The organism is Bacteroides sp. AF25-5LB, assembly GCF_003602965.1.
Lineage (GTDB): Bacteria > Bacteroidota > Bacteroidia > Bacteroidales > Bacteroidaceae > Bacteroides > Bacteroides uniformis.
In genome coordinates this window covers 150396-168005 of record NZ_QTMC01000004.1, presented here as the reverse complement: position 1 = coordinate 168005, position 17610 = coordinate 150396, and the positions used below count along the sequence as shown (strand labels likewise).

Below are 17610 nucleotides of genomic sequence, written 5' to 3'. Positions count from 1 at the left end.
AAGATATGGCACCCAAGACAGAACAGAAGATATATGTAGGCATCGGGCTGGACTTCGAGACCGGAGGGCTGGACTGCCGTGAATGCGCCTGTACACAGATCGCCCTGCAAGCCGTCCGTTTCGACACATGGCAGGTATTCGACCGCTATCAGGCGTATATCGCCCCCTACGGGAAACAGGACGCGGGGCTTCCCCGACGCAAGGTGTTGCGTACCCGCCATGAACAGGCGAAAGAACCGGAATATGTCCCGATGAAGTACGAACAGACGGCATTGGACTATTCCGCCATTACCATGGAGATGCTGCGCACACAGGGTGTGGACATGAAGAAAGTCGCCGGAGAAGTCATCGCCTTCGCCAAACGCAGCACCCTCTCGAAGGGCTATCAGTGCAAGCCCGTGCTGGTCGGACAGAACATCGCTTTCGATATCGGATTCCTGCAACAGCTGATGAACTATGCCGGACTGGCCGCCGAGTTTGAAAAGACCTTTTCCGGTACCAAGGACTATTACGGCAACTTCCAGCCGCACTACATCGACACGCTTGTCATGGGACGGTTGGCTTTTGCCGCTGATCCGGAGGTTACTTCGTATAAACTGGAACTGGTAGCCTCAAAATTGGGGGTGGAACTGGACGATGCCCACGATGCGGCTGCGGATGTGACGGCCACGCTTGACATCCTGGGGGTCTATACCTCCCGTCTGCGCCAGACGGAAGGGGCGGCAATCGCTACACAGAAGAAAGAGAAAACCCGTAAATATTTCAAGATATGAGTATGGACACGAATAAGGAAGCCCAAGGCATTGACCGGGAACAGATTCCCGAGACCATTACATTCCGTACGGCGGACCGGATGACCTACGGGGCGCTGGGCTATGACGGGAACGAACTGATGGCGTTCATATCGGGCTACGACCTGGAAATCAAGTTCAACCTGCGGCTCATCAACTCGCTAGCGGATGCGGAGGCGTGTGCCGATGCGTTGGCCCAGGTATTCTATGACGCATTAATGGAGCAGTTGCTCAATGAAAAGGCGGATTTTGTAAAACCTCCGGGATACAAACCCGCTACTCTTTCAGAAAAGGAAGGAAGAACCGATGTCAGACAAGATAACGAACACGCAGGATAGGCCGGAAGAGAAACCGCTCACGGAGCAGGAGCTGCAATTCTGCAACCTCTATGTGAACGGCGGGCTGGAATATGCCGGACGGCCGAAAAAATGCTTTGTGGAGGTATTCGGTGAGGATACGGTGAAGAACCCGTATGCTTCGGCCAATTACCTGATGAACAAACCGCATGTGCTGGCACATATCAAGGCATTGCTCTCCTCGGAACGGTTCGAGATGGAGACGATGGCTGTAAAGCTGCAGGTGACCGAGACTCTCAAGGCAATCATGGACGAGACGGCCACTTCGGACTATACAGACCGTTTCGGTGTGCCGCTCTCTCCGGCACCGCTCAGGGCCGTGTCGGTCAATGCCGCCAAGGCGCTGATGGATATCTTCCCCATCAGGCACAAGGAGGAGAACCGCCTGCGTATCGAAGGCAGCGACGGCAATGTTATCTTCAATGTAATCGTACCCCAAAATCCTGTAAAAGATGGCGAAGCGGAAACGTAAAATCACTAAGGAAGAAATCGCCTGGTGGGTCTATCTGGCGATGATGATCGCGCTTGTCATCTATGGGTTCCGGGATAGTGCGGCAGCCGAGACTCTGCTGAGGGCTATCAGGGACGCATTCTCACTTTTAATGGAATAAGATATGGAACAACTCAAAGAATTTGTAATGAAGTACTTCAAGATCATTGTCGTGGTACTCTCGTTCTCGCTGACACTGTACATACAGCATGTCAACAACACCGCCCAAATTGCAGAACTGGAAACCAAATGTATCGGTTTGGAAGTGGAAATCAAGAACCAGTATGACCGTATCAACGCCATGAAGCTGGACAAGTCCGTGTTCGAGGCAACCATGATGCAGCTCAACACGGTACAGAATGACCTGCACGAAATCCGTGCCGATATCCGTGAACTTCTCAAATGTCAGGGAACGCACAAGTAAAAACATCATGGAAAGACCAGTTATGAAAAAGAATGCATACGTTACCATCATCGCTTCGCCTGAACTCTCCGAAATGAGGTTGGACGAACTGGTCGGTCGCCGTGGACTGGTCGTTGAAGACCTCCCGCAGAACCGAAAAAAGAACCGGGGCGGCCTTGTATTGTTGGAAGAAATCTATATGGATGAATTTCTGTGGTTCATCCCCGAAGAATCAGTATCATATGAGTAGATTAAACAGAATACTTCTGGCAACGGTGTTGCTGCTCTGTAGCATCCTCTGGCTGCAGCACCGGCGGACAATACGCCTCACGGAAGAACGCGACCGATTCCGCATGAACAGCACCGCACTGCTTTCCGATGTGAAGCGGATGCAGATCGATTCAGCGACGATGGTCCTCGATGCCAAGGCATTGCGGCTGACTATAGATGAGTATAAAGAGTTCCGTGCCAAGGATGCCGAGACCATCGAAAGGCTAGGCGTGAAAATCAGGAACCTCGAAGTGGCTGCACGGCATGAAGTCGAAGTGAAAGCCCCGATAGATGCCGCCATCCGTGACACGCTCATTATCCGTGATACCGTTCCACTGCTGCGGCAGAAGGTGGAGATGGTTACACCGTATATCCAACTTACCGGGTTGATCGAGAACAAACGGCTCAAAGGCGACATCAAAGTTCCGGTAACCCTCAATCAGGCGGTTTGGGTAGAATACAAGGGATGGTGGTTCTGGAAGCGTGTAAAGGCTATCCATCAGTCCATTTCCAGTGACAACCCGTATGTGGAAATCAGGTATTCGGAATATATACGCATACAGTGAAAGAACATGTGTCTTTTATATGTGAAAAGTTCCTGTGACGCCGGTGCGCCAAGGGACTTTTTGCTTTTAGATGTGTTAAAGGCAGATGAATATTCATGCAATGGTTTCCCCGGGATTAGTTTTCAGGTGAAAAATTAAATAACAGATATATTCATGGCAACAATAAAAGTTAAATTCCGTGCCTCTTCCGTCGAGATGAAGGAAGGCTCGCTCTACTATCAAGTGATTCACAACCGTCTGGCAAGACAAGTACATACCGGCTACAAGCTTTTTCCCTCGGAATGGGATGCCGGCATTTCCGAGATCGTGATGGATTCCGGCACGGAAGGGGGGGCGCAGGAATTACCTGCTCTCCGTGAAGACTGCCCTAGCAGAAAACTTGTCCCGTTTGAGAAGCATCATCGCACAGCAGGGATGTTTTTAGAAAGCCTTTCAAGCTCCCGTCCGTGTTTCGAAACGATAAATATCTATGTATCTGACGCATGTATTGTCTCGTTCATCCATAAACCCAAATCGGTTTCCCTTGCGGCATTTTCAAGTCTCTCAAGTAAGACTATTGTTGTCTGTTTTCTTCACTTCTATTCCCTTTCTTGTCGATGTAATACCATTCGTCGCTTTTCCAATAGTGGTATTCTCCGTCCGAACCCGGCACTTCTTTCATTTCTCCCTTGTCGGTTACTTTTGCCTTGCCGTTCTCGAATGGGAAGCCGAAGGCGAAGCGGGGCTTGATGACCGTCCTGCCGCTTTCGTCCGCGTACCCGATACGCCCTCGCTTGTCCACGATACGGTACAATCCCTCGCTGACATAATCGTTGCCATTGTCACATTGAAACACGCCGTAGTGTTTCATGGAACTGCAACCGCATAATAACATTATCACAATTATCGTTGGAATTTTGCTCATTGTCTAAATTTTAAAATATCAGAACCATAAACTATTACCATTCTTCCCGCTCATTGATACACAAAGAAAAGCCAATAGGCTATGCCCAAATTAATCAGAAACAGACCAAGCGGCAATAGTAACTGAAGCCAGAAATAGTTTTTATCCTTTCTTTCAGGATAAAGGCGGTAATAGGCACGCTCCCGCGCTTTGGTAAAGTACTTCTTTTCAATCTTTGAATACACCTCTACTGCTGCCCAGACCAAGCCGACAGACAAAGCTGACGGCAGCCACAACGGTATTACCCAGTATAGGAATCTTATTATAAGAAGCGAAGGGACAACAGCGAAAACCCACAAGAAGATAGCATCCAACGGCATAGACCACCTGTTGTGGATGCGTCGTATGCGACCCGCATAATACAGGTGGTCTATTATGCTGAACTTATATTTCCGTTTGAAAGCCATAGCTGATTTCCATTTTTACAAAAATACTGTTTTTACGGCAGACAAAGAGCATCCGGCACATTGTTTTTCGGCATAACGTGGTGATTGAGTGGACGAAAAACATTATTTTTGCGTTCGGAATCACGATTATCGGCTATGGCGAGTAGATTTCTGCAAGTATTATTGTCGGCAACTGTAGTGGCTTTCATTGCCGTAGGGTGTGGCAACAGAGGTTTCAATCCTCCGTCTGACGAGGATATGATTCATAATTTCTATGCCCATGAAGATGCGTTTAATGAAATAACCGAAATTCTGTTGAATTGCCCGTATGGCGACATTTACCCTCCGTTCTATCCAATCGGGAGCGCAACGGATTCATTGTGTTTGTCAAGTCTTGGCAATGAAAAATGCACGCGTCTTGATTCCCTGCTTGCATCGGTGGGTGGTAGGAGATTGTATTTCAAAAGCCGGCATACTTTGTGGCAGATTGAACATGGCGATTTTAGCTCAATTCCTCCCATTGAGGAACTGCCCGACACCATTGTTCCAAGCATCTCTATCATTTACTATTCTGCCGGTTGGTCTGTCGGGCCGAGTGTGGACAAGCAGTATGCTTACAGGTTCGCGGAGGACTCAACCTATGCGGTCAATTGGGAACTGAACGACCTGATTGAGCTTGTTAGGAATGATCCGGATGCACCGGGCGGTATGGCATCAAGACACATTGAGGGCGATTGGTATATTGAATTATGGTATGACAAATGATAATTATGCAATGAAAGTTACCGATATATACGAAGCTATGAACAGCAAGGCGGAAGCGTTTTTCGAGTGGTTGCAGGCTCACCCTAAATACGGGTTGCTGTTTGGTGTCGGGTTGCTTGCCCTATGGCTTGCAGGGTTGCTGTTCCGTTGGAAATGGGCATGTGAGTGGCAGTTTCATGGAAAGCTATGGTTCTTTGATGATTGCAAACCCGAAACACGCCGACGGATTAAGATAGTGCTGGTCAGCGTTCTGATTATCCTCATATTGGTCGATTTCTTTGTATGGAGGTGAGAGCATGGATAAGGACAATCGCAAATACCGGTTCTGCTTCATCGACTATATGTGGTATGTAGCCGAAAAATGGAGCGAGCGAGAGCATAACAATCTCAATGGGAGAATGTTGCTTTTCCTATGCTGGCTGTTTGCCATAACCATACCGCTTGGAATACCGCTACTATTTCGCCTTTTCAGTTGGATAATTGCTTTTGCCATAGTAATGATTCTTTGCTTTCTTCCCGACTTATTTTGCCAGCTCCGTTACACAGCCGGGCGGCGTGAAGCGCTCCGTAAATATTACGGAAAGATGAAACACTCCGGCAGGAAGCTCGCCAAAATAGTCCTTATCGTCATCGCCCTGACCGTAGCGAATTTCCCACTAATGTTTCACTTCGGATTTATACATTGGGCATGACAATGCCTGCCACTACCGCCACTGCAATGACAACGGCATAGTACACCTCTATCGCCTTTTTCCAATATAGAGGACGCAAATCAAGTTCTTCTCGGATTTCCATTCTCCAATCAGAAGGTTTGAACTGAAATCCGGAGATGCACCATGCTGCGACAACCGCCCATCCGATCAATATGCCGGTAACTATTTTCTGACCGTTATTCGGGTCGTCTTTTAGCGTAAGTAATGCCACCAAAATTAATGAGAGATAGGGAAGTCCAATTATCCCACCAGCCCGACGCTCCACCCAATCATGCCCCCCTTTCCTTCGCAGCATATCGTAGGCAAGGATGTATGCGGTTTTATGTATCATCGCAATCAAGCGAAATAAATGAGGTCTTCCTGTTTCTGCTCTTTTCATACTTTTGTAGGTTTTAAAATTCCGTATCTTCCGTCCATTCCAGAGAGTCCACCGGACAAAGCCCGGTGTTTCTCACCTCGTACCACCCGGTCAGCAGTACCCTTATGCTGTCCGGCGTATATCCCTTGACCCATGTACATTCGACAAACTTCTGGCTGCCGTCTTGGATTTCATCAAAGGTGGCATGGTTCAATAGCCCTACACGGAACTCTCCTCCCATATCTTCCTCCCTTACCTGCATGACATAGACCGGTTGCCCGTATCGGGATGTGCGACCGTCCTGATTAATCAGATATTGCAAGGCTTCGCTGGGTACTTCCTGACGGGCTCCTACCGTGATATGCAGCGCAAGGTAATCCCTCCACCTTTGCGGAACTTCCGTCCGTGTGTTCTCCACCGGCTCCGCCTTGCGCCCGTCTATCCGCATCAGTGTGCTTGGCAACAGGTACATTTCGGCAATCATCAGAAAGCCGAGGGAGAACAGGAAGAAGTAACATCTGAAGGGGCTGAACCTGCGTCCCTCATAGTGCTGCATGACCGCTTCCCTTCGTGAAAACGGGTATATCCGACCATTCGATAGATAGTGGAGAATTGCGACGATTCCGGCTATCATGGCGACTGTAAACCACTCAAATACCGTGGAGTCGAAAAGGAAATGAGCGGTTGTAAGGAAGATCGGCTCATAGATAAATATCATGATGCAAAGCATCAGCATGGACTCCCCGTCGGGGCGTCTTGGCTCGCCCTTGTAATGCCTCTGTGCCATTTCTCCCAACCAGAACAGGTAGTCGAAGAAATAATAGCGCCGTTGTCGTTCTTGCTCCTTATAGTCCCGTTTCTTCATTCTAAATATAATATTTGGTGGCTAACCGACCTTTAGGGGAGGTTACGCCGTTTGCTATCTACCGTTGTTTGATTTCTTTCGTTTAATATGTCTTTGATTAATTCCGGTACAGAAACAAAACGTACCGAAAGACGGAAACAGGATTTATTTCGGTACGCTTCCCCGATCGGTACAAAAAACACGCAAAAAACGAGAAATACTACTTTTAGTATTTTAGTATATTAGTATTTTAACTATATTTGCGGACATGACAACCATTTAAAAAACTGAATTTATGAGCAAAGCAAAAGTAATCTCCGTATTGAATCACAAGGGGGGAGTAGGAAAGACCACAACCACGATCAACCTGGGCGGCGCGTTACGTCAAAAAGGGTACAAGGTTCTTTTGATCGACCTTGACGGGCAGGCCAACCTGACTGAATCGCTGGGCTTCTCCGCGGAGCTTCCCCAAACGATCTACGGTGCGATGAAAGGCGAATACGACCTGCCGATCTACGAGCATAAGGACGGTCTTAGCGTCGTTCCCTCCTGCCTGGATCTCTCGGCCGTTGAAACGGAGTTAATCAACGAGGCCGGGCGGGAACTTATCTTAGCCCACCTTATCAAGGGCCAAAAGGAAAAATTCGATTATATCCTGATCGACTGCCCCCCCCTCGCTGTCGCTGCTCACGCTTAACGCACTGACGGCCTCGGATCGGCTGATTATCCCGGTTCAGGCTCAATTCCTGGCAATGCGTGGAATGGCCAAACTTATGCAGGTCGTCCACAAGGTGCAGCAACGTTTGAACTCGGATCTTTCGATCGCCGGGGTCCTGATAACCCAGTACGACGGAAGAAAGAACCTGAACAAGAGCGTTTCGGAACTGGTACAGGAAACATTCCAGGGCAAAGTGTTCAGCACCCATATACGCAACGCCATTACGCTGGCCGAAGCCCCGACACAAGGGCAGGATATTTTTCACTATGCCCCAAAATCTGCCGGGGCAGAGGACTACGAGAAGGTATGTAACGAACTGCTAACAGAAATAAAGTAACCATATGGCAAAGAAGAACGATTTAAAAAACAGTATGTCGGCCGGGCTGACCGGGGGATTAGACAGCCTGACCCAATCCACGGCCGGGCAAAAAGAGGCTCAAAAGCCGAAGAAAGCGAAAACCGTGCATTGTAATTTTGTCATGGACGAAACCTATCACCAGAACTTAAAGCTGATCGCGATCCGCAAAGGCGATTCGCTAAAATCGGTATTGCAAGAGGCTATATCTGACTACTTGGATAAAAACAGTTCCCTGCTATAACAGCGTATCGGGAATATACAGGGCAAACACTCCACAAAAGAAATTCTCCAGGAAAAAGGTACGCAAAAAGCACCCCTACACATCAAAAAGTATATTGAAAATGCGATTCCCTATAAAAAACCCGTTGGCAGGGTTAATCTTGCGTATGTTTAACCTGCCAACGGGTACGATATTAATAAACGTTTGGATTAAGGTTGGACGTTTACGTCTTTATCTGCATCAACCCAGCCTGTTGTCTCTGCATCAAACTGGATCGGATTCAACACAGCCTCTCCCTGATCATCATAACCACCACCGAAAATCAACGTGTAGATATGACGCTTGCCCTGTTCCCATGTATCTCCGAACGGAACATAAATTGTTTCGTATTCGCTTGCTGAACCCAACAGATAAGCTCCGGACTGCCGGATTTTGCAGGCGATCTCCAGATAACATTGCTTCGCATTATCGGCCTCCAACTTGCTTTTGGTGGCTGTTTCGGAAACTTTCCAAGCAGTCAGCTCCTGTGGTATATTCAGCATAGGAGTATTTGTGGTAATATCGGTAGCTTCGGTATTGCTATTGACCGTGATGTTTGCGTTTTTCACTACGGTAAATGCGTGTGGAAATGCTAAATCAGACGAACTCCAACTTCCCGTTCCATCGGCTGCCGCAGGCAATGTGAAGGCGCCGGCAAATTTGAAATTATGAATCTTGATCACGTCGATGTCCACCTGCATGTTATCGTATTGGGTCTTTGCTTTGAATACGACCTGTGACAGAATATGTTTGAAATTAAATTTCACTATTCCGTTGTTCATGTCTTTTGTCTGGCCTTTGGCCATGGCATACATCACGTCGTAGTTTGCATGAGTAGTACCGCTTCCATACTCATCCATGCAGGTATAACTTATCTTTTGGACATCCTTGGTGGCTTCCCAACTATAAAACACTATCATGTCTTCACTAACCGTTCCGGGATTGAACGCGTAAAAGTCCAAAGCCTCGGTAGGCCAATAACGAAGGTCGTTCGCATCGTCATAATCCCACTTACCATTTTTGTACACGATCTTCACTCCGTCATGTCCAAAATCCGTGTCTACCTTTCCCATGAAGGCAGTACCATCCGTCGTAAAAGCGAACACGTCGAAATCGGTGCTCGTCAAGTTGTCGGGGGTAGTAGGGATAGCCCTCGTTTCCGCCGCATTACTTAACACGTTAAAACCAATCGCATTCCGTGAGGAGGTTTCCACATTCGCAATCTCCTCGTCTGAGCAACCCATGAGTAGAGCTCCAAAGATTGCCCAAAGCATTACTGTACTTTTTTTCATAAATAAAAACAATTTAAATTGATACATATAATTAACAAACTCGTATTACAACACTATATCCATATTCACATCATCCCAATCATCAACGTCCACATCAAATCCCGCACCGTCACTTCCCGGCTCGGATGGTACCTCATAATCAAAATTCAACACCAGATGCACATCACCGACATGCCCCGCTACCGGGACATCATGCACTTGGTCGCTCACGTCCTGTTCCAATACAGACATGCTGCCGGAACGGTTCTTGAGATACAGCCGGAAAACATTGGGCTCTCCTTCAAGTGCGGAATGTCCAAACGTATAGAATCCGCCTATAATCTGATTCCGTGAAACCATTCCATCAAAGAGCAGGCTCTCCGAAAGACCGGCGGGCAAACTGTCGCCGGACATGTTAAGCGAGCCGGACATGCCGGAAAGAGCAGCCCGCAAATCCGCCACCCTATCCAGTCCCCGAAGACCGTTCACCTCATACGTGTAGTGACATACCATGTTTACGGGAGTTAGCCGTACTATCTCCGCGCTTCCTCCCGGAATGTCCTTGAGGATAACTCTGTCTATATGGTCGCCACACAGCCAGGGTGGGGTGACAGCCATTGTCCGGTTATCCGGCGACTGAACATCACGCGTATCGGCAGTAAAAAGCGTGTAACTGCCGTTTTCTTTCCAAACCATCCCGTCGGTATCGTAGTTGAAGCAAATTACCCGGTAATCATTCTCGGGGAGCTCCACTTCCCCATCCTCTCCTCCGGGGAAATCAAATATCCACGTGTTGCTTTCATCGTCGGTCGGATAAAATACGACCCTCATGCCTTCAGGCTTGTCATGATTGGAAATCTTGGTCCAGTCGAATACTACCCGCACCTTGGCAAAGTGCGGATGATCGTAACATAAATCCTTATGCTCACAAGCCGTCAGTCCTATCCATAAAAATATGAACACCAGACAAAAGCGTATCCGTATCACTGCCTGCCTCCTTTCTTCTCGTTGTAGTTGCCACGGCCGATCAACCACACCAAAGAGATACCCGCCTTGGTCGGGCCGAACCAGCGGCGTTTTTTAGTGGTCTGCCATACATAGTGACCGTCCAAAGGGATGTACTCCTTGTACGATCCTCCAAGGTAGCCGATTCCCAACGTGAAATCCACATTGAACCGATGTCCCACAGGTAACGAGTAGCCGTAAGCCACGCCTCCCCCGTAACTCCATTTATCCCCCAAGTAACCTTTCCCACCCAATTCGAAATCATAGGTGACGATCTGCCCGTACAATCCGACATGATGCCCGGAAAACGGTTTTTCCACCGCTCTCCGACCGAACCAGCGGCGCAACTCCACATCTCCCCCATAGATACGCCAATAATTATGCTTCCGATCACTTTTCCACCAGGCATACATCCAATTCCCGGCCACAGACCAGTTCTTCCCCAAACAGAACTCAACCCCGATGTCAGGTATCAAAACAGCGTCATAAAGCAAGTTTGTTTTCACCGCCATGCAAAACGGCCGTTTCTTTACCGGAGCTATGACGGTAACGGTATCACGGATGCACAACGTATCACGTGTATGTATATATACCGTATCTCTGACGGGATTTATCGGATCACTATCATAGCATATTTTCACCATCGACGAACGAAGTTTCGGAAAATGGAATTTATACAAATATGAGTATGGCCTCCCCCCTTTCAGTCTTTTCAGTTCTCCCCCCAAATAAGGGCTGTCCTGGTTTTCCAAACGGACGATCTTCTCCAACAAACGAAGGACATCCTCCCTCTCCGGAACATTCACATCCGCTCTCACCATCGTTATAAGTCCGTTCCAGTCGCTTCCCGAAAAATGAAAATCCTTCTCCAATACCGGAATCTTTATATAAGGTGATATATACCGCCACAAAACCTCTGCTCGTTTTTCAGACAGCCTTCCATTCAACAGCCCCCCTCCTTCCGGGGAAGCTCCTCCTATTATTTGAATTTTCCTGATAAGACGGACGGAGTCGTTCAATGCGGAACAGATTTTAGCAAACCGCTCCATCTCGTTCCCATTGTCAAGTAAACATGTATCTATATTTACCTTTCCTTGATGAAAATAGATCCTTACCGAATCACGCTTCTCCTGAGCGGATATTTCTCCGCTTATACTCAACACGAGCACGAACAATACACATTTAATATAAAAACCTCTTTTCGTCATTTAATCATTTGTTAATATGACAATCCAAACCCAGGCTTTTACACCCCCTTGAATTTCGACCGCAAAAATACACACTTATAAACCAGCTTCCAAAGCAAAAAACAAATATTTTAAACTTATAAATACTTAAAAAGACGACCACACAACAACTACAACACTTACCACAGCAGCCAATCATGCTTACACAACAACTAAAAATACTTAACATCATAAAGAAAAGTACTTAAACATACAAAAAAACAGTTATCTTTGCAAGAAACATCATACTTAATAACACTTAAAACAATAAAATACATGATATTCAGCACAAAAGCCGCCTCTTTTCTAAGTTCAATAAAAACTCAAACTTACGACAAAAAAGAAAGAGAAATGATAATAACGTATCAACAAAAACGAGTCTTTCATCTATCCCTGCTCATGCTGGTCTTATGCGCACCCATATACATATATTCAGTTCCATTTCCCAATGAACAGTTTTATTATATTAACAGCGTATTATTCCTGTTTATCATTATGTGCACTCTCGCTTATTTTAAAAAGAGAGTAAATCTGACCACGACCTTTTCCATTATACTGATAGCCATACATATCGAGATTTTTATCGAAATAATTTATTGCTCAATATGTAGCGGATATGAATATAGTTATCAAAGAGCATTGATAATGAGTAACATTACTATCTCTCTCTTATTTACCATGCTTTCCATCTGTGCCTATATGAGTAATATCTCCATCCTATTGTCCTCCCTTACCATAGCTTCCTATACAATCTGCACACTTATCACCGACGAACCGTTCCTATACAGTTATCTGCCTTTGATCATCATCATATACACCATGATCCCCTTATTAGGAAGATCCTTACACAGTAATATCAGCAGCTTGCTAAAAAGTAGCAACTTGCTAAAAGAGGAAGAGGAAATGCTTTTGAAACGTCTCCAAATGAAAAAGGAAGAACTATTCGCGTTCGCCGAGTTGTTAAGCGAGAATAACCCGGAAGAAAAGACAAGCTCCCTGTTAAACATAATAGGGGAACAATCCAAAGAAAATCTTTTTACAGCCCTTGCCGCACACCAGAAAAAGGAAAAAAGTAAACTTGATACGATCAGGAGAATATATCCCTATTTATCCCCGTCCGAATTAAACATCTGCCGTTTAATACTGCAAGACAAGACCGTCAGCCAAATATGCGAATTATTACATCGGAGTAGCGGAAACATAACCAGCCAACGGGCGAACATACGTGCCAAACTCGGACTGAAAAAAAGCGACAATTTAAAAGAAGCATTACAAGAACGCATGAGGCTGTATGAAGAAGAACACCGGCAAGAGGACTTTTCAGCCATGCGTTAGGGATTGCAGAGTAAAGCCCACAGCCTTTAGGCGAGGACTTGAAACGTAAAGCCCGACCGTCCCACGGGAACGCCCAAAAGAAAAAAAATCCCCCGAACATTCATCCGGGGCATTGAAAGCACTCTTGGAGTTTTTCATTTGTCAACAGGTTATTATCTTTGGATAGGTAGCTTTTTGACTTTGCTATTGGGCGAAATCGCATTGTTTGTATTAAAAAACAAAATAGGATGACTCACTATAATCTACTTCGTATTTTTCCATAAATGCAATCCTTGCCAAAAAGCAGTTTGTTCGGGTGGTTGTTTGGGCGTTCCCCCTTCGGGTCGGGCTTTCCGCTACAAGTCCTCGCTATGCTGTGGCTTTTCCCCTGCAATCCCTAACGTGGGTGAAAGGGTTTTCACTATCTTGCGCTTGCACTTTGACACACGGGGCTTCGGCTGTTCGCCGAAACTTCCCGCGCCCCGTCCCGCCCGAAAGAGTTCCCCGGCGTTTGTCCGGCAGCCGACATTATTCAAGGTAGTATTCTATAATATCTTTTATCAGTAGCCCTTCTCCTTGTTTCCATAATTTCCAGCCTTGTTCACTCTTTATTGTATCGCCTTGTACCTCAAACGGTTTTCGGACTTCTGTATTGTCCTTGAAGCAGACTACCGTCACCATGCGAAGATAGTCTTCCCAAGAGATATAGTAGGTGTCAAAGTCATGCGTTCTTTTCGCTGGAATACCATTTATCCGCATGAGGCTGCGGTTGCGTTGCATCCTGTTTCCATGCATCATAATCTGCCCAGATGAACAGTTGATCCATGCCGTTTTTCCGCTTTCCTCGTTCAGTACAATTTCAGCCCTTCCCGCCATTAAGCCCAACACTCTAAAACGGAGCATGGGAAAAGTGTAGATCAGACTTGCCGTCTCTTCTAAGTATTCATGTATGTTGCTTCCGGATCTCCATGCCAAGGGCATTAACGTATCTGATTCCGAAGAGTAACGATAGTAATATCTGCCATCTTTGCATGAAGCGTTATTCTGTCCGTCCTGCCATTCCTGCGGATTGTCATCCTTCCTTTTCCGCTCGGCAATATCCTTGTCAAACGGATACTGATGCAGTGCAATGCTATCTTCCGGCTCCTTGCACGTTGCTGTCCGGTATAATGGTATGACGGGGTTCTGCTCGGCTATGACCTCCATGAACCCAATACCCAAAGGAGCATATAATCCATTCTTGCGTTGGAACTGGAAATGATTGCCTTGTATGAAAAGGGAGGGAAAATCATCGGAAGCAATCCCCGTTATTATATCCGCTTCGCCAATAACATCCGCTGTCCGTTGGTCTTGTTTGCATGAAGATGTGCAGGCGGACTCATTGTCTGTCGGAGGCATAGGCGGCTTGCAACTCATGACCGATGCAGCCGTCAAAAGTAGTGTTATGATGACGGTTTTCATCTAAGTTTAAGCCCCACCTTCACCATGCCATGTGCAGGTTTGGGTATTATCTTGATAGTTATGCTGTATCCATTGCCCTGATTTCTCACCGTCGGTGTATTGTCCCTCAATGGTTATATAGGGTTTACCCTCCCATGTTGATTCCACACGATACGAACCGTCGAGTTTTCCATTACGGTAGTGGCATGTAGTCTTGCTGCGTATTGCGCGGCCGTCCTCGAAGATTTCCCATTCCTCGCCATCTTTTTTCCCGTCGATATAATGAGATTCAAAAATCTGCTTACCCGTCTTGTTGGCAAAGCGACGTTCCCGCCCGTTCTCCACACTCTGTTTGTACTCCTTTTCTATCTCTATTTTTCCGTTACGGAAATAGGTCTTTACAGTTCCGTCTATCTTGCCTTGTAGTATGGGTGTTTCCTTTCGGGGAGTAACGCCGTCTTGGTAGTATTCCGTGAATGTACCGTTACGCTTGCCCTTGACATATATGCCCGACTCACGCAATACCCCGTCACGGTAGCGATGATAGTCACCGTTTATCATGCCGTCTGAAAGTTTCACGTGTTCTTCGTCAAGCCCTCGTATAATGCGATATTTTCCCTGCAACGGCCGTTTACTGTCTTTTTTATAATATACTGTGCGGTGTGCATCATCCGTCAGGGGCTGCAAATCATTCCATTCTACTGTTTGTTGTGCGGAAACCGTGCCGCAAAGCAACAAAAAAATGTATAGTATCAACATTCTATTCATATGTCGTATATTTTTATTTTTCGAGGTTGATAATGTTCTGTGGCAAACTGATTTTCAGGGGGGGGGCAAACCGCTTATTATATTTATTTTGAAGAAATTTCTCCATTCTTATAGCTTTGCTATAAAATAAAGCATTAATCCAACTATTATATTCACTCTTCAAGTTTACTTTTCACCAATTTCAGGAATTCCTCCTTAGTCATGAACCTGTCGAGAAAATCATTCAGTCGTCCCTCATTGGTTACTTCCGTGAAAAATTCCTCATGATCCGTACTCCAGACGACAGGATTCTCAGGGTCGTTATCTGACAGGCAGATGAGATAGTAATTGGGATAACCGTCCGTATAAAGCAGCTCTACAAAATCCGGAGTGGCACAATTTGAATACTTGATGATTTCACCCAGCTCTGCATTATCCGTAAACCAACCATTCCATTCTTCAAAATCCGGTGTCCCTTTTTGGAATGGCGTAAATGGTCTGGCAACCCAAAACAGTTGGCGGCGAGGTTCTTCATCCAAGGTAAAGAACGTATCTGTCATTTCCTTATAGAACGCCTCCCTGTCAGAATTGAACAACTCCATATGCTCATCCACCCAATCGCCCAAACCTTCAATCGGCTCTGTATCTTCGGCAGCCAGCCAGGGCGTGTCCACCGGTTTAAGGAACAAGGCCGTATCGAATGTAATGGCACAGAGATCCTCTTTCAGTGAATTCCCTTTCAGGTTTGCTACGTTGCCGCCCAGTAGCCTGATTCTGTCTGTTATTTCCTTTTTCATGAGTGCCGTATAATTTTGTTATTATTTTTGTTTGAGATTCACATGCCCGGACAGCCATTGGAAATATTTCCAGTCTTCCTTGAAAATCTTTTCCCCTTCGAGCATATAGGCGCGGAGAAGAAATTCAGTTGCATTGGTTTCATCCTCCATTTCCAGATAGTTCTCGCCAAGGCGCAGCAGGATGAAAGGATTGTCTGTCTCTCCGATATTGTAGCATTTGCGGAAAAACTCCAGCGACTTGCCGTAGTTCCCCATCATGAAATGGGCGTCACCGATTGAGCCGACGAGCCAGAGATATGCTTCCCAGTCTTCCTTCGGTTCAGGAAGGATGTCCAGTGCCTCTTGGAAACAGGAGATGGCTTTCGCGTAATCTTCGCTTTCCATCGCCTCATTTCCCGTTTCTGACAGTTCTTCGATTCTGTCGTACAGTTCATCTGAAAGTTCCATATTCCTCTATTTTTCTTTGATATTCTTTGATGCCCACATCCCGATATCCTGCTTGCTCAATGCCGCAGCCATCAGGTCGGGGAATTTGTCAGGCGTACAGGCAAATGTGGGAACACCCAGACCGGCAAGATACTCGGCATTACGCTTGTCGTAGCAGGGCGCCCCGTCATCGTTCAGGGCCGGAAGCACAATCAGCTGCACACCGCTGGCCACAATGGAGGCGAAACGCTTGCGCATCTCCTTCTCGTCACCGCCTTCATAGAGGTCGGTCACCAGTACCAGCACAGTGTCCTGCGGCCGTGTGATCACACCCTGACAGTAAGTCAGGGCCCTGGCTATGTCGGTTCCTCCGCCGAGCTGGACACCGAACAACAGGTCAACCGGGTCCTGCAGGTCATCGGTAAGGTCAACGACCGAAGTGTCGAACACCACCATACGCGTATTGACGGACGGCAGGGAGGCCAGTACCGAACCGAAGATGCCGGAATATACGACAGAGGTTCCCATCGAACCGCTCTGGTCGAGACAGAGAATGATGTCCTTCAGAGCCTTGCATTTTCTGCCGTAGCCTATCCTGACTTCCGGAATGACGGTCTTGTACTGGGGCTGGTAGTTCTTCAGGTTCTTTATGATGGTCGTCTTCCAGTCTATCTCGTTGTAACGGGGATTGCGCCTTCTCGCCGAACGGTTCAAAGCACCGGTGACGGCCTGCTGGGTCGGGGAAGAGAGCTTCCGCAGCAGGTCATCCACGACCTTGCGTACAACCTGACGGGCCATGTCCTTGTTCTTTTCGGGAATGGCCCTGCCGAGTGACATCAGTGTAGCTACCAGATGTACGTCAGGGACAACTGTTGCCAGCATCTCCTTCTCGGTAAGCAGCGAATCGATATGCAGACGCTTGATGGCATCCCTCTGGATGACCTGCACGACGGTCTGTGGGAAAAACTCCCGGATATCGCCAAGCCAGCGGCTTACCTTTGGGGCCGACGACCCGAGTCCGCCGCGGCGGTCACTGTCATAGACGGCTTCCAGCGAACTGTCAAGGCGCTGTTCTTCCACCGTCAGCGTTACACCCGTCCCGTCAGCGGCATTCCCGCCGAGAGCCATACGCCATCTTTTCAAATATTCTGTTTCCATGTTCTG

At 47.1% G+C, this 17610-nt stretch carries 24 protein-coding genes and 1 pseudogene; 13 read left to right on the top strand and 12 right to left on the bottom strand.

From position 1 onward, the window contains the following. Window positions 1-5: 5 nt before the first annotated feature. Genes DWY57_RS06410 through DWY57_RS06385 form a run of 7 tightly spaced genes read left to right on the top strand, consistent with a single transcriptional unit; the run spans window position 6 to window position 2876 of the window. Window positions 6-773, top strand: coding sequence for a 3'-5' exonuclease (locus DWY57_RS06410; protein ID WP_008860772.1), 768 nt, complete (start codon window positions 6-8; stop codon window positions 771-773). Continuing rightward, on the top strand, window positions 770-1129 hold the full coding sequence (locus tag DWY57_RS06405; protein WP_009316565.1) for a hypothetical protein: 360 nt from the start codon (window positions 770-772) through the stop codon (window positions 1127-1129). Before DWY57_RS06410 ends, DWY57_RS06405 begins: the two co-directional genes overlap by 4 nt. Further along, window positions 1098-1619, top strand: a complete 522-nt coding sequence (locus DWY57_RS06400; protein ID WP_009316566.1) for a hypothetical protein — start codon at window positions 1098-1100, stop codon at window positions 1617-1619. Before DWY57_RS06405 ends, DWY57_RS06400 begins: the two co-directional genes overlap by 32 nt. Then, window positions 1600-1758, top strand: coding sequence for a hypothetical protein (locus DWY57_RS20855; protein WP_008860769.1), 159 nt, complete (start codon window positions 1600-1602; stop codon window positions 1756-1758). Before DWY57_RS06400 ends, DWY57_RS20855 begins: the two co-directional genes overlap by 20 nt. A gap of 3 nt (window positions 1759-1761) precedes the next feature. Next, on the top strand, window positions 1762-2061 hold the full coding sequence (locus tag DWY57_RS06395; RefSeq protein WP_004322861.1) for a hypothetical protein: 300 nt from the start codon (window positions 1762-1764) through the stop codon (window positions 2059-2061). A gap of 7 nt (window positions 2062-2068) precedes the next feature. Beyond that, complete coding sequence (locus tag DWY57_RS06390) at window positions 2069-2290, top strand: hypothetical protein (RefSeq protein WP_009316567.1); 222 nt, start codon at window positions 2069-2071, stop codon at window positions 2288-2290. Beyond that, window positions 2283-2876 carry a DUF6549 family protein gene (locus DWY57_RS06385; RefSeq protein WP_008860767.1) on the top strand — a complete coding sequence of 198 codons (594 nt, stop codon included), beginning with the start codon at window positions 2283-2285 and terminating at the stop codon, window positions 2874-2876. The genes DWY57_RS06390 and DWY57_RS06385 overlap by 8 nt, the downstream gene beginning before the upstream one ends. Window positions 2877-3429: 553 nt before the next feature. Here the strand turns inward: DWY57_RS06385 and DWY57_RS06375 are convergent. Together DWY57_RS06375 and DWY57_RS06370 are read right to left on the bottom strand one after the other, a co-directional pair. Further along, the gene (locus tag DWY57_RS06375) at window positions 3430-3780 is read right to left on the bottom strand and encodes a WG repeat-containing protein (RefSeq protein ID WP_009316569.1); all 351 of its coding nucleotides are present in this window, start codon (window positions 3778-3780) and stop codon (window positions 3430-3432) included. Window positions 3781-3830: 50 nt separating this feature from the next. Continuing rightward, a complete protein-coding gene (locus DWY57_RS06370) occupies window positions 3831-4226 on the bottom strand; it encodes a hypothetical protein (protein ID WP_009316570.1) in 396 nt (131 codons plus the stop codon). A gap of 135 nt (window positions 4227-4361) precedes the next feature. On the opposite strand from DWY57_RS06370, the gene DWY57_RS06365 reads away from it, so the two are divergent. From DWY57_RS06365 to DWY57_RS06355, 3 genes are read left to right on the top strand one after another with little or no spacing between them, the layout of a single operon-like run. Further along, on the top strand, window positions 4362-4970 hold the full coding sequence (locus DWY57_RS06365; RefSeq protein ID WP_009316571.1) for a DUF4948 family protein: 609 nt from the start codon (window positions 4362-4364) through the stop codon (window positions 4968-4970). A 10-nt stretch (window positions 4971-4980) separates the two neighbouring features. Continuing rightward, entirely contained in the window at window positions 4981-5262 is a 282-nt protein-coding gene (locus tag DWY57_RS06360; protein ID WP_009316572.1) for an Imm17 family immunity protein, read from the top strand. A 4-nt stretch (window positions 5263-5266) separates the two neighbouring features. Continuing rightward, window positions 5267-5662: a hypothetical protein gene (locus tag DWY57_RS06355; protein WP_018665652.1), complete on the top strand. Its 396-nt coding sequence runs from the start codon at window positions 5267-5269 to the stop codon at window positions 5660-5662. On the opposite strand, the gene DWY57_RS06350 is transcribed toward DWY57_RS06355, so the two are convergent. Both DWY57_RS06350 and DWY57_RS06345 read right to left on the bottom strand, forming a co-directional pair. Further along, window positions 5646-6014, bottom strand: a complete 369-nt coding sequence (locus tag DWY57_RS06350) for a hypothetical protein (RefSeq protein ID WP_018665651.1) — start codon at window positions 6012-6014, stop codon at window positions 5646-5648. The genes DWY57_RS06355 and DWY57_RS06350 overlap by 17 nt on opposite strands. Window positions 6015-6075: 61 nt before the next feature. After that, window positions 6076-6906: a hypothetical protein gene (locus tag DWY57_RS06345; protein ID WP_009316574.1), complete on the bottom strand. Its 831-nt coding sequence runs from the start codon at window positions 6904-6906 to the stop codon at window positions 6076-6078. A gap of 274 nt (window positions 6907-7180) precedes the next feature. On the opposite strand from DWY57_RS06345, the pseudogene DWY57_RS06340 reads away from it, so the two are divergent. Together DWY57_RS06340 and DWY57_RS06335 are read left to right on the top strand one after the other, a co-directional pair. Beyond that, window positions 7181-7940 (top strand): annotated as a pseudogene (locus DWY57_RS06340) (ParA family protein). Window positions 7941-7944: 4 nt separating this feature from the next. Further along, window positions 7945-8202: a hypothetical protein gene (locus tag DWY57_RS06335; RefSeq protein WP_004328504.1), complete on the top strand. Its 258-nt coding sequence runs from the start codon at window positions 7945-7947 to the stop codon at window positions 8200-8202. 188 nt (window positions 8203-8390) lie between these two features. On the opposite strand, the gene DWY57_RS06330 is transcribed toward DWY57_RS06335, so the two are convergent. From DWY57_RS06330 to DWY57_RS06320, 3 genes are read right to left on the bottom strand one after another with little or no spacing between them, the layout of a single operon-like run. Then, complete coding sequence (locus tag DWY57_RS06330; protein ID WP_087381362.1) at window positions 8391-9512, bottom strand: fimbrillin family protein; 1122 nt, start codon at window positions 9510-9512, stop codon at window positions 8391-8393. Between the two features lie 45 nt (window positions 9513-9557). Further along, window positions 9558-10478 carry a DUF5119 domain-containing protein gene (locus tag DWY57_RS06325; protein WP_004328506.1) on the bottom strand — a complete coding sequence of 307 codons (921 nt, stop codon included), beginning with the start codon at window positions 10476-10478 and terminating at the stop codon, window positions 9558-9560. Continuing rightward, window positions 10475-11704: a DUF3575 domain-containing protein gene (locus tag DWY57_RS06320; protein WP_119961478.1), complete on the bottom strand. Its 1230-nt coding sequence runs from the start codon at window positions 11702-11704 to the stop codon at window positions 10475-10477. Before DWY57_RS06320 ends, DWY57_RS06325 begins: the two co-directional genes overlap by 4 nt. A gap of 294 nt (window positions 11705-11998) precedes the next feature. Here DWY57_RS06320 and DWY57_RS06315 point away from each other — a divergent pair, with 294 nt between their 5' ends. Beyond that, complete coding sequence (locus DWY57_RS06315; RefSeq protein ID WP_119961477.1) at window positions 11999-13057, top strand: LuxR C-terminal-related transcriptional regulator; 1059 nt, start codon at window positions 11999-12001, stop codon at window positions 13055-13057. A 507-nt stretch (window positions 13058-13564) separates the two neighbouring features. On the opposite strand, the gene DWY57_RS06310 is transcribed toward DWY57_RS06315, so the two are convergent. From DWY57_RS06310 to DWY57_RS06290, 5 genes are all read right to left on the bottom strand, one after another. Further along, window positions 13565-14497 carry a hypothetical protein gene (locus DWY57_RS06310; RefSeq protein ID WP_118147086.1) on the bottom strand — a complete coding sequence of 311 codons (933 nt, stop codon included), beginning with the start codon at window positions 14495-14497 and terminating at the stop codon, window positions 13565-13567. Between the two features lie 6 nt (window positions 14498-14503). Beyond that, window positions 14504-15244 (bottom strand): hypothetical protein, encoded by a 741-nt coding sequence (locus DWY57_RS06305; RefSeq protein ID WP_004328512.1) that lies wholly within the window; start codon window positions 15242-15244, stop codon window positions 14504-14506. 152 nt (window positions 15245-15396) lie between these two features. Then, on the bottom strand, window positions 15397-16020 hold the full coding sequence (locus DWY57_RS06300; protein ID WP_004328513.1) for a hypothetical protein: 624 nt from the start codon (window positions 16018-16020) through the stop codon (window positions 15397-15399). A 21-nt stretch (window positions 16021-16041) separates the two neighbouring features. After that, entirely contained in the window at window positions 16042-16467 is a 426-nt protein-coding gene (locus tag DWY57_RS06295; RefSeq protein ID WP_004328514.1) for a tetratricopeptide repeat protein, read from the bottom strand. Between the two features lie 6 nt (window positions 16468-16473). Then, a complete protein-coding gene (locus tag DWY57_RS06290; RefSeq protein WP_004328515.1) occupies window positions 16474-17604 on the bottom strand; it encodes a VWA domain-containing protein in 1131 nt (376 codons plus the stop codon). Between the last annotated feature and the right edge of the window lie 6 nt (window positions 17605-17610).

Excerpts from the sequence above, each read along its gene's own strand:
- DWY57_RS06300 (WP_004328513.1), bottom strand. The coding sequence starts at position 16,020 with ATGAAAAAGGAAATAACAGACAGAATCAGGCTACTGGGCGGCAACGTA.
- DWY57_RS06305 (WP_004328512.1), bottom strand. The coding sequence starts at position 15,244 with ATGAATAGAATGTTGATACTATACATTTTTTTGTTGCTTTGCGGCACG.
- DWY57_RS06290 (WP_004328515.1), bottom strand. The coding sequence starts at position 17,604 with ATGGAAACAGAATATTTGAAAAGATGGCGTATGGCTCTCGGCGGGAAT.
- DWY57_RS06370 (WP_009316570.1), bottom strand. The coding sequence starts at position 4,226 with ATGGCTTTCAAACGGAAATATAAGTTCAGCATAATAGACCACCTGTAT.
- DWY57_RS06410 (WP_008860772.1), top strand. The coding sequence starts at position 6 with ATGGCACCCAAGACAGAACAGAAGATATATGTAGGCATCGGGCTGGAC.
- DWY57_RS06355 (WP_018665652.1), top strand. The coding sequence starts at position 5,267 with ATGGATAAGGACAATCGCAAATACCGGTTCTGCTTCATCGACTATATG.
- DWY57_RS06405 (WP_009316565.1), top strand. The coding sequence starts at position 770 with ATGAGTATGGACACGAATAAGGAAGCCCAAGGCATTGACCGGGAACAG.
- DWY57_RS06295 (WP_004328514.1), bottom strand. The coding sequence starts at position 16,467 with ATGGAACTTTCAGATGAACTGTACGACAGAATCGAAGAACTGTCAGAA.
- DWY57_RS06335 (WP_004328504.1), top strand. The coding sequence starts at position 7,945 with ATGGCAAAGAAGAACGATTTAAAAAACAGTATGTCGGCCGGGCTGACC.
- DWY57_RS06360 (WP_009316572.1), top strand. The coding sequence starts at position 4,981 with ATGAAAGTTACCGATATATACGAAGCTATGAACAGCAAGGCGGAAGCG.
- DWY57_RS06320 (WP_119961478.1), bottom strand. The coding sequence starts at position 11,704 with ATGACGAAAAGAGGTTTTTATATTAAATGTGTATTGTTCGTGCTCGTG.
- DWY57_RS06315 (WP_119961477.1), top strand. The coding sequence starts at position 11,999 with ATGATATTCAGCACAAAAGCCGCCTCTTTTCTAAGTTCAATAAAAACT.
- DWY57_RS20855 (WP_008860769.1), top strand. The coding sequence starts at position 1,600 with ATGGCGAAGCGGAAACGTAAAATCACTAAGGAAGAAATCGCCTGGTGG.
- DWY57_RS06400 (WP_009316566.1), top strand. The coding sequence starts at position 1,098 with ATGTCAGACAAGATAACGAACACGCAGGATAGGCCGGAAGAGAAACCG.
- DWY57_RS06390 (WP_009316567.1), top strand. The coding sequence starts at position 2,069 with ATGGAAAGACCAGTTATGAAAAAGAATGCATACGTTACCATCATCGCT.
- DWY57_RS06395 (WP_004322861.1), top strand. The coding sequence starts at position 1,762 with ATGGAACAACTCAAAGAATTTGTAATGAAGTACTTCAAGATCATTGTC.
- DWY57_RS06365 (WP_009316571.1), top strand. The coding sequence starts at position 4,362 with ATGGCGAGTAGATTTCTGCAAGTATTATTGTCGGCAACTGTAGTGGCT.
- DWY57_RS06375 (WP_009316569.1), bottom strand. The coding sequence starts at position 3,780 with ATGAGCAAAATTCCAACGATAATTGTGATAATGTTATTATGCGGTTGC.
- DWY57_RS06345 (WP_009316574.1), bottom strand. The coding sequence starts at position 6,906 with ATGAAGAAACGGGACTATAAGGAGCAAGAACGACAACGGCGCTATTAT.
- DWY57_RS06330 (WP_087381362.1), bottom strand. The coding sequence starts at position 9,512 with ATGAAAAAAAGTACAGTAATGCTTTGGGCAATCTTTGGAGCTCTACTC.
- DWY57_RS06385 (WP_008860767.1), top strand. The coding sequence starts at position 2,283 with ATGAGTAGATTAAACAGAATACTTCTGGCAACGGTGTTGCTGCTCTGT.
- DWY57_RS06310 (WP_118147086.1), bottom strand. The coding sequence starts at position 14,497 with ATGAAAACCGTCATCATAACACTACTTTTGACGGCTGCATCGGTCATG.
- DWY57_RS06350 (WP_018665651.1), bottom strand. The coding sequence starts at position 6,014 with ATGATACATAAAACCGCATACATCCTTGCCTACGATATGCTGCGAAGG.